Origin of the sequence: Burkholderia metallica (assembly GCF_902832845.1) — a bacterium.
Lineage (GTDB): Bacteria > Pseudomonadota > Gammaproteobacteria > Burkholderiales > Burkholderiaceae > Burkholderia > Burkholderia metallica.
This window is the reverse complement of record NZ_CADFDB010000004.1, coordinates 166,539-180,272: the sequence shown is the minus strand read 5'-3', so window position 1 is coordinate 180,272 and position 13,734 is coordinate 166,539. Positions and strand designations below refer to the sequence as shown.

Annotated in this window: 13 protein-coding genes; 5 read left to right on the top strand and 8 right to left on the bottom strand. The window is 67.8% G+C overall.

Annotated features, from left to right (window positions below; translation table 11 throughout):
* Positions 1 to 362 precede the first annotated feature (362 nt).
* Together ilvA and queF are read left to right on the top strand one after the other, a co-directional pair.
* On the top strand, positions 363 to 1,886 hold the full coding sequence (ilvA, locus tag HWX08_RS13665; protein ID WP_174921037.1) for a threonine ammonia-lyase, biosynthetic: 1,524 nt from the start codon (positions 363 to 365) through the stop codon (positions 1,884 to 1,886).
* Between the two features lie 11 nt (positions 1,887 to 1,897).
* Positions 1,898 to 2,722 (top strand): NADPH-dependent 7-cyano-7-deazaguanine reductase QueF, encoded by an 825-nt coding sequence (queF, locus tag HWX08_RS13660; protein ID WP_174921036.1) that lies wholly within the window; start codon positions 1,898 to 1,900, stop codon positions 2,720 to 2,722.
* Positions 2,723 to 2,812: 90 nt separating this feature from the next.
* Here the strand turns inward: queF and HWX08_RS13655 are convergent, their stop codons facing one another.
* The 3 genes from HWX08_RS13655 to HWX08_RS13645 form a co-directional block, all read right to left on the bottom strand.
* Entirely contained in the window at positions 2,813 to 3,199 is a 387-nt protein-coding gene (locus HWX08_RS13655; RefSeq protein ID WP_006751946.1) for a RidA family protein, read from the bottom strand.
* Positions 3,200 to 3,332: 133 nt separating this feature from the next.
* Positions 3,333 to 4,814, bottom strand: a complete 1,482-nt coding sequence (locus HWX08_RS13650; protein WP_174921035.1) for an N-acyl-D-amino-acid deacylase family protein — start codon at positions 4,812 to 4,814, stop codon at positions 3,333 to 3,335.
* 2 nt (positions 4,815 to 4,816) lie between these two features.
* A complete protein-coding gene (locus tag HWX08_RS13645; RefSeq protein WP_174921034.1) occupies positions 4,817 to 5,755 on the bottom strand; it encodes a MurR/RpiR family transcriptional regulator in 939 nt (312 codons plus the stop codon).
* A 122-nt stretch (positions 5,756 to 5,877) separates the two neighbouring features.
* On the opposite strand from HWX08_RS13645, the gene HWX08_RS13640 reads away from it, so the two are divergent.
* Entirely contained in the window at positions 5,878 to 7,158 is a 1,281-nt protein-coding gene (locus tag HWX08_RS13640) for an amino acid deaminase (protein WP_174921033.1), read from the top strand.
* Between the two features lie 157 nt (positions 7,159 to 7,315).
* Positions 7,316 to 7,897 (top strand): DJ-1/PfpI family protein, encoded by a 582-nt coding sequence (locus HWX08_RS13635; RefSeq protein WP_034179017.1) that lies wholly within the window; start codon positions 7,316 to 7,318, stop codon positions 7,895 to 7,897.
* Between the two features lie 75 nt (positions 7,898 to 7,972).
* Here the strand turns inward: HWX08_RS13635 and HWX08_RS13630 are convergent, their stop codons facing one another.
* Together HWX08_RS13630 and HWX08_RS13625 are read right to left on the bottom strand one after the other, a co-directional pair.
* Positions 7,973 to 8,419 carry a MarR family winged helix-turn-helix transcriptional regulator gene (locus HWX08_RS13630; protein WP_107311702.1) on the bottom strand — a complete coding sequence of 149 codons (447 nt, stop codon included), beginning with the start codon at positions 8,417 to 8,419 and terminating at the stop codon, positions 7,973 to 7,975.
* A 26-nt stretch (positions 8,420 to 8,445) separates the two neighbouring features.
* Entirely contained in the window at positions 8,446 to 10,041 is a 1,596-nt protein-coding gene (locus HWX08_RS13625) for an MDR family MFS transporter (protein ID WP_174921032.1), read from the bottom strand.
* A gap of 106 nt (positions 10,042 to 10,147) precedes the next feature.
* Between HWX08_RS13625 and HWX08_RS13620 the strand changes: the two genes are divergently transcribed.
* Positions 10,148 to 10,990: an EcsC family protein gene (locus tag HWX08_RS13620; protein WP_069257578.1), complete on the top strand. Its 843-nt coding sequence runs from the start codon at positions 10,148 to 10,150 to the stop codon at positions 10,988 to 10,990.
* On the opposite strand, the gene HWX08_RS13615 is transcribed toward HWX08_RS13620, so the two are convergent.
* From HWX08_RS13615 to HWX08_RS13605, 3 genes are all read right to left on the bottom strand, one after another.
* The gene (locus tag HWX08_RS13615; RefSeq protein ID WP_174921031.1) at positions 10,960 to 11,922 is read right to left on the bottom strand and encodes an alpha/beta hydrolase; all 963 of its coding nucleotides are present in this window, start codon (positions 11,920 to 11,922) and stop codon (positions 10,960 to 10,962) included. The two genes, HWX08_RS13620 and HWX08_RS13615, sit on opposite strands and share 31 nt — an antisense overlap.
* 89 nt (positions 11,923 to 12,011) lie before the next feature.
* Complete coding sequence (locus HWX08_RS13610) at positions 12,012 to 12,446, bottom strand: CHRD domain-containing protein (RefSeq protein WP_069257580.1); 435 nt, start codon at positions 12,444 to 12,446, stop codon at positions 12,012 to 12,014.
* Positions 12,447 to 12,832: 386 nt separating this feature from the next.
* Complete coding sequence (locus HWX08_RS13605; protein ID WP_174921030.1) at positions 12,833 to 13,606, bottom strand: class II aldolase/adducin family protein; 774 nt, start codon at positions 13,604 to 13,606, stop codon at positions 12,833 to 12,835.
* Between the last annotated feature and the right edge of the window lie 128 nt (positions 13,607 to 13,734).

Below are 13,734 nucleotides of genomic sequence, written 5' to 3'. Positions count from 1 at the left end.
CGCCGCGGGGGTGGCTGCGCGCGGCGTCGGCTTCAACGGGGCGATCCGAGGGTGCCTCTGCATCTTCCGATCCTTGATTCAAAACGGAATTCTAACCCATGATCGGGCCATGCGTGACACGTCGGACAGGTCGTGGGGCTATCGCCGCGAGCCGCGCCAGGGCTGGCTCGGCGCGATTTCGCGCGACCATTCGCCGTCCGGCCGGTCGGTAACCGCGCGGTTAAACCGGCAAAAAGCGCCGCGCGAGCTCGCCGACGCCCGGCCGCGCGAGCGTGCGCTCGGCATGCCGCTTGCATGCGGGCGGACCCTTGGCGCTATCATTGACCCTTTACGGTCTGCATCCGCACTGCACGCGAGCGCCCATGGCATCCCACGATTACCTGAAGAAAATCCTCACCGCACGCGTCTACGACGTCGCGATCGAGACGGAACTCGAACCCGCCCGCAACCTGTCGGCCCGGCTGCGCAATGCCGTTTACCTGAAGCGCGAGGACAACCAGCCGGTGTTCTCGTTCAAGCTGCGCGGCGCGTACAACAAGATGGCGCACATTCCGCCCGAAGCGCTCGCACGCGGCGTGATTACGGCGTCGGCCGGCAACCACGCGCAGGGCGTCGCGTTCTCGGCGGCCCGGATGGGCATCAAGGCCGTGATCGTCGTGCCGGTCACGACGCCGCAGGTGAAGGTTGACGCGGTGCGCGCGCACGGCGGCCCGAGCGTCGAGGTGATCCAGGCGGGCGAATCGTACAGCGATGCTTATGCGCATGCACTCAAGGTGCAGGCCGAGCGCGATCTGACGTTCGTGCACCCGTTCGACGATCCGTACGTGATCGCCGGCCAGGGCACGATCGCGATGGAGATCCTGCGCCAGCACCAGGGCCCGATTCACGCGATCTTCGTGCCGATCGGCGGCGGCGGTCTCGCGTCCGGCGTCGCCGCGTACGTGAAGGCCGTGCGCCCGGAGATCAACGTGATCGGCGTGCAGGCCGAGGATTCGTGCGCGATGGCGCAGTCGCTGGACGCGGGCGAGCGCATCGAGCTGAGCGAAGTCGGCCTGTTCGCGGATGGCACCGCGGTGAAGCTCGTCGGCGAGGAAACCTTCCGGCTGTGCCGCGAATTCCTCGATGGCGTCGTGACGGTCAATACCGACGCGCTGTGCGCGGCGATCAAGGACGTGTTCCAGGACACGCGCAGCGTGCTCGAACCGTCGGGCGCGCTCGCGGTCGCGGGCGCGAAGCTGTATGCGGAGCGCGAAGGCATCGAAAACCAGACGCTCGTCGCGGTCACGTCCGGCGCGAACATGAACTTCGACCGGATGCGCTTCGTCGCAGAGCGCGCGGAAGTGGGTGAAGCGCGGGAAGCCGTGTTCGCGGTCACGATCCCCGAGGAGCGCGGCAGCTTCAAGCGCTTCTGCTCGCTCGTCGGCGACCGCAACGTCACCGAGTTCAACTACCGGATCGCCGATGCGCAATCCGCGCATATCTTCGTCGGCGTGCAGATCCGCCGCCGCGGCGAATCGGCGGAGATCGCCGCGAACTTCGAGTCGCACGGCTTCAACAGCGTCGACCTGACGCACGACGAGCTGTCGAAGGAACACATCCGCTACATGGTGGGCGGCCGTTCGCCGCTCGCGCTCGACGAGCGCCTGTTCCGCTTCGAATTCCCGGAACGGCCGGGCGCGCTGATGAAGTTCCTGTCGTCGATGGCGCCGGACTGGAACATCAGCCTGTTCCACTACCGTAACCAGGGCGCGGACTACAGCTCGATCCTGGTCGGGCTGCAGGTGCCGCAGGCCGATCGCGCCGAATTCGAACGTTTCCTCGCGGCACTCGGCTATCCGTATGTCGAGGAGAGCGCCAACCCGGCTTACCGCCTCTTCCTGTCGTAAGGGCGACACGCATGAATCCCGAACATTCCCCGCTCGGCAAGGCCACCGTCTACGCCGCCCAGTACGATGCGTCGCTGCTGTTCCCGATCCCGCGCGCCGGCGCGCGCGAACAGCTCGGCATCACGTCGGCGCTGCCGTTCTTCGGCACCGACATCTGGAACGCGTACGAGCTGTCGTGGCTCAACGCGCGCGGCAAGCCGCAGATTGCGGTTGCGACCTTCTACGTGCCGGCCGAATCGCCGAACATCGTCGAATCGAAGTCGTTCAAGCTGTATCTCGGCTCGTTCGCGCAGTCGAAGTTCGACTCGATCGACGCGGTGCGCGACACGCTCAAGCGCGACGTGTCGGCCGCGTGCGGCGCGACCGTTTCCGTGCAGCTGGTATCGCCGCACGATTTCGGCAAGCTCGAGATGGACGAACTCGACGGGCTGTCGCTCGACCGGCTCGACCTCGACACCGACGTGTACGAACCCGATCCGTCGCTGCTGTCGGCCGCCGAGGACGAAGCGCCGGTCGAAGAGACGCTCGTGTCGGACCTGCTGCGCTCGAACTGTCCGGTCACCGGCCAGCCCGACTGGGGCAGCGTGCAGATCCACTACGTCGGGCCGCAGATCGATCACGCGGGCCTGCTGCGCTACATCATCTCGTTCCGCAATCACACTGGCTTTCACGAGCAATGCGTCGAGCGGATCTTCCTCGACATCCTGCATGCGTGCAAACCGGTGAAGCTCGCGGTGTATGCGCGCTATACGCGCCGCGGCGGGCTCGACATCAACCCGTTCCGCACGAACTACAACCAGCCGATGCCGGACAACGCGCGGACGGCGCGGCAGTGAGGGCGGCGGGCGGGTAAGGCCCAAACGAAACAGCCCGGTCGGGTTCAACCGACCGGGCCGCTTTACTGTACGCGGGGAAGCGCGGCCGCGTTACTTCGCCGGCGCCTTGTACGCAATACAATCGACCTCGACCTTGCAATCGATGACCATGCTCGACTGCACGCACGCGCGTGCCGGCGGGTGCTCGCCGAAGTACGACACGAACACCTTGTTGAACGACGCGAAATCGCGCGCATCGTCGAGCCACACGCCGCAGCGCACGACGTGCTCGAGGCCGTAGCCGGCTTCCTTCAGGATCGCGATCACGTTCTCGATCGTCTGCTTCGACTGCGTGACGATCCCGCCTTCGACGACCTCGCCGTTCACCATCGGCGTCTGGCCCGACACGTACAGCCAGCCGTCGGCCTCGACCGCGCGTGCAAACGGCATCACCTGGCCGCCCGTGCCCTTCGCTTCGCCTACGCCATATCGCTTCATCGTTTCACTCCTTGTTTTGTCGACCCGGGCACGCGCTTCAGCGCTGACCCGAGTCCCATGCAACGCACGGTTGCGGATTCGCGCGCCTGCAGCGGCGCGCACGGGAAGATCGGAACAACAGCCGCGTCCGGACTCAGAACGCAGCCTCGGCACTCACTGCCACGCGCTCGCCGCGCGCGACGAAACCGCCGGCGCGCTCGCCGGTCGGCTGGCCGTTCTCGTAAGTCAGCACGCCGTTCACCCACACGGCATCGATCCCGTGCGCGGGCTGCTGCGGCTTCTCGAACGTCGCGGCGTCGATCACGCGCGCCGGATCGAACAGCACGAGATCCGCGTGGTAGCCGACATGCACCTCGCCGCGCCGCGCGATCCCGTAGCGGCGCGCGGACAGCGACGTCATCTTGCGGATCGCCTCCTCGAGCGGCAGCAGGTTCGTGTCGCGCACGTAGTGGCCGAGCACGCGCGGGAACGCGCCCCACAGCCGCGGATGCGGCAGCGGATCGTTCGGCAGGCCGTCGGAGCCGACCATCGTCGCCGGGTGCGACAGGATCCGGCGCACGTCGTCCTCGGACATGTTGTGGTACACGGCGCCCGCCGGGCGGATGCGCTGCGCGGCTTCCTGCTCGGTCACGCCCCAGTCGGCCGCGATTGCCTTCAGCAGCTTGCCCGCCACTTCCGGGTGCGGCTCCGACCACGTGATCGTGATGTCGATGTCGCCCGTCACCTGCTTCAGGTCGAGCGTCGACGAGCTGCGGCTGTACGGATAGCAGTCGCAGCCGACCGGCTGGTAGCGGCGCGCGCCGTCGAGCGATGCGAGCACTTCGGTGCTGCGCCCCCAGTTAGACGGGCCCGCGCACTTCAGATGCGAGATCACGACCGGCACGCGCGCATGCCGGCCGACCTGGTACGCCTCCTCCATCGCATCGAGGATCGCGTCGAACTCGGTGCGCATGTGTGTCGTGTACAGCGCGCCCGCATTCGCGAGCGGCTCGGCGAGCGCCATCACTTCCTCGGTCGGCGCGGCGAACGCGGAACCGTACGCGAGGCCCGACGACAGACCGAGCGCGCCGTTCGCGAGCGCCTCCTCGAGCTGCGCGCGCATGCCGGCGATTTCGCCGCCGGTCGCCGCGCGGTCGAGGCGATCCATCTGGTTGTTGCGTAGCGCCGTATGGCCGACGAGCGCCGCGACGTTCACGGCCGGGCGCGCGTCGTTCACGGCCGCAACGTAGTCGGCGAAGCTCGGGTATCGGAATGCGCTCCGCTCGCCGAGCAGGTTCATCGGGTCGGGCGGATCGCCCGCGAGCGTCACCGGCGACGCGCTGATCCCGCAGTTGCCGACGATCACGGTCGTCACGCCCTGCGAGATCTTCGGGATCATCTCAGGCGCGCGGATCACGTGCGTGTCGTCGTGCGTGTGCACGTCGACGAAACCCGGCGCGAGCGCGCGCCCGTTCGCGTCGACGACGGTCTCGGCCAGCCAGTTCGACAGGTTGCCGATCGCCGCGATCAGGCCGTTGCGAATCGCGACGTCGCGCGTGACGGGCGGCGCACCGGTGCCGTCATACAGCTGCGCGCCGACGATCAGCGTATCGGCGGCTTCGGGATGCGAATGCATGGTCAGTCTCCTACCGGTTGACGGTCTCCGCCGCCGCGGTGCGCATCGAGCGCGTGCTTGATACGACGCAGCGATTCCCGGCCCGCATCGCCGAGCCGCAACGCGACTCCGGTGACGAGCACGTCGATCGCCATCATCATCGCGTAGCGCGATGTCGAGGGTTTGTAGATGAAATCGGTTTCGAACGCGACGACCGGGATCAGGTGGTCGGCGAGCTTCGCGAGCGGCGACGCCGGCGCGGTGATCGCGATCAGCTTCGCGCCGTAGCGCTTCGCGAGCCGGCAGCTTTCGAGCAGCTCGGGCACGCGTCCGCTCACCGACAGCGCGACGACGACGGTGTCGCGCGACAGCGTGGCCGCCACCATCCGCTGCAGCAAGCTGTCCTGGTAGCTCGCGACCGGCCGGCCGAAGCGCACGAGCCGGAAGCGCAGCTCGTCGGCGAGCGCGGTCGAGCCGCCGCCCTGCCCGTACACGTAGGTCATCTTCGCGCCGGCGAGCAGGTCGGCCGCTTCGTCGAACGACGTATTGCGCAGCAGCTGATGGTTATGCGCGAGCGCCACGCGGATCTCGTCGTAGACCACCGACGCGGGGCCCGCGTCGTCGTCCAGCGCGTCGTCGGACGGCACCAGAAAGCGCTGGCCGACGGCCGCCGCCTGCGCGACGAGCACCTTCAGCTCGCGCACGTCGCGGCAGCCGACGGCCTTCGCGAAGCGCGTGACCGTCGCGACGCTGACTTCCGCGTCGCGCGCAAGCGCGCCGATGCTCGCGTGGGCGGCGCGCGCCAGGTCGGCGAGAATGAACGCGGCGACCTTGCGCTCGGCTTCGCGCAGCTCGGGCGCGCATTCGGCGATCCGCGCGACGATGTCGAGGACCGGCGGGGCAGCCGGAACCGGATGGGGTTCGGCCGCGAGCGGAGCGGACGGGGAAGCGGGCGTATTCATCTGCGGATAAGGGATGAAGCTGGATTGATGTTATTAAATAACATCACCGCGCCGATGCTACTTTCGGTACCATCTGCGTGTCAACTTCAGTGCAATGCATAGTGATGATGGAGCGGGATGACATGAAAGTTACAAACTATCAGGAAGCGACGATCGATCCGTTCGGCAAGGGTCTGGGCAATCTGCCGAGCGCGAGCGTGCCGCTCGGCGACGCCGGCCGGCTCGAATGGAACCTGCTCGCGGAAGACGTCAGCTTGCCGGCCGCCGTGCTGTACGAGGACCGCGTCGAACACAACCTGAACTGGATGCAGGCATTCGTCCGGAAATACGGCGTCAAGTTCGCGCCGCACGGCAAGACGACGATGGCGCCGCAACTGTTCCGCCGTCAGCTCGACGCCGGCGCGTGGGGCATCACCCTCGCGACCGCGCACCAGACGCAGGCCGCGTATCACGGCGGCGTGCGGCGCGTGCTGCTCGCGAACCAGCTGGTGGGTCGCCAGAACATGACGATCATCGCCGGGCTGCTGTCCGATCCCGATTTCGAATTCTTCTGTCTCGTCGATTCCGCGGAGAGCGTCGACCAGCTCGGCCGCTTCTTCGGCGACGCGAAGAAATCGCTGAACGTGCTGATCGAGCTCGGCGTGCCGGGCGGCCGCGCGGGCGTGCGCGATGCCGCGCAGCGCGAGGCCGTGCTGGCCGCGATCGCGCGCTATCCGGACACACTGAAGCTGGCCGGCATCGAACTCTACGAAGGCGTGCTGAAGGAGGAAGGCGAGATCCGCACGTTCCTGCAGGAAGCGGTCGCGCTCACGCGCGAACTGGCCGAAGCCGGCCGCTTCGCGCGCACGCCGGCGATCCTGTCCGGCGCCGGTTCGGCGTGGTACGACGTGGTCGCGGAAGAATTCGCGAAGGCGTCCGACGCGGGCTTCGCGGAAGTCGTGCTGCGTCCGGGCTGCTACCTGACGCACGACGTCGGCATCTACAAGAAGGCGCAGACCGACGTGTTCGCGCGCAACCCGATCGCGCGCACGATGGGCGAAGGGCTGCTGCCCGCGCTGCAGCTGTGGGCGTACGTGCAGTCGGTGCCGGAAGCCGACCGCGCGATCGTCGCGCTCGGCAAGCGCGACGCGGCGTTCGACGCGGGGCTGCCGGAGCCGGCGCGCCATTTCCGCCCGGGCCGCGACACCGCGCCGCGCGACGTCGTCGCCGCCGAAGGCTGGGCCGTCACCGGGATGATGGACCAGCACGCGTACCTGCAGATCCCGCCGGGCGCGGACGTGAAGGTCGGCGACATGGTCGCGTTCGACATCTCGCACCCGTGCCTGACGTTCGACAAGTGGCGCCAGGTGCTCGTGCTCGATCCGCAGTTCCGCGTGACGGAAGTCGTCGAAACCTTCTTCTGACGCAACTCGCGCGCCCCGCCCCGCCGCTCGCGCGGGGCGGCCGTCACGCGCGCTTCAAGCGGCCGGAGTACACTGCGCTTTCGTCCTCGGGGCCCCAGGCGGGCGTTGCACTCGCCTGCCGCAGCGGGCCCTCAACGCAGCTCCACTGGAGAAAGCCATGGCCGCGAAGAAGATCCTGTTCCTGACCGGCGATTTCGCCGAAGACTACGAAACGATGGTGCCGTTCCAGGCGCTGCAGGCCGTCGGCCACCACGTCGATGCAGTCTGCCCGGGCAAGCGCGCGGGCGACAAGATCAAGACCGCGATCCACGATTTCGAGGGCGACCAGACCTATACCGAGAAGCCCGGTCACCAGTTCACGCTGAATGCGGCTTTCGACGACGTCGACGCATCGCGCTACGACGCGCTCGCGATCGCCGGCGGCCGTGCCCCGGAATACCTGCGACTCGACCCGAAGGTGATCTCGCTCGTGCGCGAGTTCGCCGCGGCCGGCAAGCCGATCGCCGCGATCTGCCACGCGGCGCAACTGCTCGCGGCCGCCGACGTGATCCGCGGCAAGCGCATCTCGGCCTATCCGGCCTGCGCGCCCGAAGTGAAGCTCGCGGGCGGCGAATATGCGGATATTCCGGTCGATGCGGCCGTGACCGACGCGCCGTTCGTCACCGCCCCCGCGTGGCCCGCGCATCCGGCCTGGCTCGCGCAGTTCCTCGCGCTGCTGGGCACGCGCATCGAGCTTTGAAGCCGGGTTGAATCGCGTCGAAACGAAATGAAGGGCCGGCGCGGCGCATCGCGACGCCGCGCCCTGCTCCGCGCGTCAGTGCGCGGCCGGCGTCGAACCGACGTCGGCGATCCGCGACTCCAGCATCGCCAGCGCGCCCGACAGCGCATTCAGCACGTCGTCCGGCAATTGCGCCATCGTCCGATCCAGAAACGCCTTGCGGCGCGGCAGGCATGCGTCGAACGCGGCGCGGCCTTCGTCCGTCAGCGTCACGTTGGTCACGCGATTGTCGCGGGCGTCGGATTCACGCTCGATCCAGCCGAGCGCGTCGAGCGACTTCAACTGGCGCGTGAGCGCGCCCGGATCGACGCGCAGCACTTCGACGAGCTTCTTCTGCGACGAATGCCCGCCCATCGTGTGCAATGCGACCATGATGCGCCAGCGCGGCATCGGTTGCCCGACGTGCGCCTCGAACGCGATCATGAACGCACGATACGTGCGTCCGAATTGCTGCAAGATCGCGACGCGGTCCTGTTCTTCCATGCGCTCAGTTCTACCCGTTCAATCGTTCAGTCGGCCGCGACATGCGGTTCGATCTTGTGCCGCAGCGCGATCGGCGGCACGCGGCGGCATTGCCACACCGACACCACGGCGACCACGGCCGCCATCGCGACGCCCAGGTGAATCGCGCTGACGAGCGACTCGCGGGCCGCTTCCATCAGCAGCGCGCCATTATGCCCGGCGCGCGTGAGCGCCGCGACAAGGCCGCCCTGCGCGGCACGATCGATCAGGATCTGCGGATCGGCGAGCTGCGCATGCCACTGCATCGCATGGTCGGCCGACAGCGCGTTGCGCACGCCGCCCGAATACATCTGGTTGACCAGCGTGCCCGTGAGCGCGGTACCGATCATCCCGCCGACCATCCGCAGCGACTGCAACAGCGCCGTTGCGATGCCGAGGTGCTCGCGGCCGGCCGTCTGCTGCGCGAATACGGTGAGGTTCGGCAGCACGAAGCCGAGCCCGATGCCGCCCGCGACCATCAGCGCCATCAGCACCCAGGTCGGCGTCGTGTGGGTCGACACGACGATGCCCGCGCATGCGATCGCGAACAGCACGAAGCCGACGTGCAGCATCGCGTTCGGATTGCGGATGCGCGTGACGACGCGGCCGTTCATGATGCTGCCGATCGTGATGAACACGACGAGCGGCGTGATCACGAGCCCCGCCTCCTTCGGCGACATCCCGAACCCGCCCTGGAACAGCAGCGGCGCGTAGAACAGCAGCGAGAACATCGAGAAGCCGGCGAGGATCGCGAGCACGAAGAGCGCGGACAGCGCACGGTTGCCGAACATGTCGAACGGCAGAATCGGCTGCGCGCAACGCTTCTCCCAATGCCACAGGCCGAAACCGGCCGCGACCGCGACGACGAGCAGCAACGACGCCCAGCTCGCGACACCGTACTTCGGCAGCCATTCGACGAACAGCTGCAGCGCGCCGAGCGACAGCGCGATCAGCAGCGCGCCCGGCCAGTCGAGCCGCATCTTGCGATCGTGCTCGACGTGGCGCAGGTGCGGCAGGTAGCGCCACACGAACAGCAGCGACAGCAGCCCGACCGGCAGGTTCACGTAGAACACCGAGCGCCAGCCGAACGACTGGGTCAGCACGCCGCCCAGCGACGGGCCGACCGCGTTCGCGATGCCGAACGCGGAACTCATCAGCACCTGCCAGCGCAGCCGCACGACGGAATCGGGGAACAGGTCGGGAATGCATGCGAACGCGGTGCCGACCAGCATCCCGCCGCCAATCCCCTGCAGCCCGCGCGCGAGCACGAGCATCAGCATGTCGTTGGCCATCCCGCACAGCACGGACGCGCCGGTGAACACGACGATCGACGCGATGACGAACGGCTTGCGGCCGTAATAGTCGCCGAGCCGGCCGAAGATCGGCACCGTGATCACGGAACTGAGCAGGTACGAGGTCGCGACCCACGCGTACAGGTCGAACCCGCGAAGCTCGGCGACGATGGTCGGCAGCGCGGTGCCGACGACGGTCTGGTCGAGCGCGACGAGCATGGTGACGAACGAAATCCCGATCATCGCCATCAGCGATTCGCGGAACGGCAGGACTTGCCCGCTCGAATGGTGGGCGGCAGTATGGACAGCCATTTTTTGTTGGCGCAACTTTTGACGAGTCAAACAATCTTAAAATTCTAGCATGCCGGAGTAATCTAGGCTGGCGACGGTCTAAAGCCTGTTCGAGCCAAGGAGAATGATGGAACCGATTTCAATCACCCCTGCGACGACGCTTTCGCAGGAGGACCGGGACGCGCTGCGGCGCGCGAAGCAGGTGCTGGAAAGCCCGTCGCTGACGATGAAGCTGACGGGCGTGCTCGGCGCGCCGGTCGAAAAAATGATCGCGCGGCTGCCCGACTTCGCGACCGGCAAGATCAACGATGCGACGCAGCTCGCGCTGCGCAAGTGCCTGAACATCGCGCTGCGCACGCTCGGCAAGCCGCAGACGCCGGATGCCGAGCCCGAGAAGCCGAGCAACCTGCTGCACAAGCTCGCGGTCGCGACGACCGGCGCGGCGGGCGGCGCATTCGGCTTTCTCGCGCTGCCGGTCGAGCTGCCGGTGACGACGACGCTGATCTTCCGCTCGGTGTGCGACATCGCGCGCAGCGAGGGCGAAGACCTGGGCTCGGTCGATACGCAGCTGCAATGCCTGGCCGTGCTCGGCATGGGCGGCAACCCGGACAAGCAGGAAGAGGACGCCGACCTGGGCTATTTCGTGCTGCGCGGCGCGCTCGCGCAGGCGATTTCGAAGGCATCGTCCGACATCACGACGAAGGGGATCGCCGCGCACAGCTCGGCGGCCGTGTTCAAGCTCGTGCAGACGGTCGCATCGCGCTTCTCGGTGCAAGTGACCGAACAGATGGCCGCGAAGTCGATTCCGGCGATCGGCGCGGTGCTCGGCGCGACGGTCAATACGCTGTTCATCGATCACTTCCAGCAGATGGCGCACGGCCACTTCACCGTGCGCCGGCTGGAGCGCAAGTACGGCTCGGTGGCCGTCAAGGCCGCCTATCAGGCGATCGACGCCTCGCCGGCGCGCTGAACCGCGCGCTCGACCGCAACCCGGCGCAGGAACGTGGCCGCGCGGTCGAGCGCGTCGCGTGCTTCCGGCACCATCGGCGCGTACAGCTGCCACACGTGCGGCATGTCCGGCCACACCTCGATCTCCACCGCCACGCCGGCCGCCTTCGCCTTCTCCGCGACGCGGCGCGAATCGTCGAGCAGCACCTCGGTGCTGCCGACCTGGATATACAGCGGCGGCAGGCCCGCGAAATCCGCGTAAAGCGGCGATGCGTACGGATTCGTCCCCGGTTCGTCGCCCAGGTACAGCTTCGCGGCCTTCGGCAATGCCGCGCCCGCGAACATCGGATCGGCGCCGTCGTTCGTGCGCAGCGTGGCGCCGGTGGCGGCCAGGTCGGTCCACGGCGAGAACAGGATCGCGCCGGCCGGCAGCGGCTCGCCGCGGTCGCGCAGAGCGACGAGCGTCGCGAGCGCGAGGCCGCCGCCCGCCGAATCGCCGCCGAGCACGATCGACTCGGGCGGCGTGCCGAGCGCCAGCAGTTGCCGGTACGCGGCCAGCGCGTCGTCGAGCGCGGCCGGAAAGCGGTTTTCGGGCGCCAGCCGATAGTCGAGCGAGAACGCGCGCACGCCCGCGCGCTTCGTCAGGCCGAACACGAGCGGACGGTGGGTCTTCGTCGAACAGAAGTAATAGCCGCCGCCGTGGAAGTACAGCAGCGTGCGGCCGGGCCCGCGACCCGCGCCCGCATCGGTGCGTTCGAGCCATTCGCCGCGCAGCGGCGCGTCGCCCGGGCCGTAGCACTCGCGCAGCCGGTAGCCCGCCGGCGCACGGCGCGGCACGATCATCCGCAGGTCGGTAAAGCGCCGCGCGCGGGCCGGATCGAGCACCTCGCGCGTGGTCTCGGGACGGAACTGCCAGCGCAGCAGCCAGCAGGCGAACTTGCTTTGCCAACTCATCGGACGCACTCCGTAATCGCAGTGTGACGATGGTACGTGCGATCGTTCCCGCACCGCTCGACAGGTGCCTCTATATCAAACGCCGGCACTCAGTTCGCCGGCATCACCTGGCCGCGGATCTCGCCGGCCGGGTGCTCCTTCGTATGGACGTTGAAGTACCACTTGCCGCCCATCAGGTCGGTGACCTGCGCGTCGGTGAGTTCCTTCGAGCCCTCGATCGGGCTCGCCAGCTCGTCCTTCGGAATCGGCACCTGCACGCCCGCGTTCTGGCCGACCGGCGCCGGCCCGTGGAAGTGCGCGGCGGTGGCCGGCCCCGTGAGGTGTTCGTAAGTGATTTTCCACCGCAGCAGGTGCGTGGCCGTGTCGTAGGTGGCCTCGACGTCGCCCGAACCCTTGGTGGCCGTCGGCGGCACTTCGCTCGACGGCTGGAGATTGGCGGACAGGCGCACCGTTTCGGCAGCGGCGCTGCCGGCGGCGAGCATGCCCGCGAGTAACGCGACCTGGAGCATACGCAGCTTGAGCATGGGCTCTCCTTGTACGACGTTGTACGCCGCCCGAACGGGGGCGCCACACATGATGGTAGTCGATCGCCGCCGCGCCGGCAGTCCGCCGAACGGCCATGCAGCGAATCGCCGCATCGCGCGCACGGCGGCCGGGTCGCGCGGCGAACGGTGCGCGCCGCATCAGTCTGCGTCGACCTGGAAGGGACCTTTGCAGCCGGATGACTGAATCCGCGCGCGACCTTTCGCTACACTCCGTCTCACAGTTGCTTGTTTCCTTCGTCCGAAGGAGTCTGCGAGTATTCACGCGGCCGCCCGGCCGCGTTTTTTTGCGCGCGCCGCCAGTTACGGCCCGCGCCGTATCGGGCAGGACGAAACGGTCGCGCCGCCGGCAACCGCCCCGCTTCCCGTCACGCGCGATAGCCGGGATCGATGCGATCGACGATGCGCTGCAGTGCGTCGAACGTATCCTGCCCCGCCCCATGCTTCGGATCGAAATTCAGCGAATCGCGCACGCACCCTTCGAGCACGGGCGGCGCGATCGGCAGCGCGTCACCGATCGCATGCGTCGCGACCTGCACCTCGCACGCACGATTGAGCAGCCACATCAGCGAGAACGTCTGCGCGAGCGTCGCGCCGATCGTCACGGGCCCGTGGTTGCGCAACAGCAGCACGGGCCGCCCGCCGGCGCTCTCGACAATGCGCCGCCCTTCTTCGAGATGCACGGTAATGCCCTCGAAGTCGTGATACGCGACCTTCCCGTACAGCTGCGCCGAATAGAAATTCGAGAACGACAGCCCGTCGCGCGAACAGCAAACGGCCATCGTCGGCGTCGTATGCACGTGCATCACGCAGTGCGCATCGGGCAGCGCCGCGTGGATCGCGCTGTGGAACGTGAAGCCGGCCGGATTGATCGGCCAGTCGGAATGGCCGATCACGTTGCCGTCGATGTCGATCTTCACGAGGTTCGACGCACACACCTCGCGGTAATGAAGCCCGAACGGGTTGATCAGGAAATGCCCGTCCTCGCCCGGCACGCGCAGCGAGATATGGTTGTAGATCAGCTCGGTCCAGCCGAGATGGTCGAAGATGCGGTAGGCCGCCGCGAGCTGCACGCGCGCCTGCCATTCGGGTTCGGAGAAACGGGCGGGACGCGTGAACGGCTGGTTCGGGACACGTTGCATGGGTGAACTCCGGTTGCGGATGTGCGCGGCGCCCGCGACACGAGCCGCCGTGCGGCGCCACACCTGTCACAATGGTTGCGCGCACAACCATATCATCTTCCCCGCACCCCGGTAACGCGGGTTTAGCC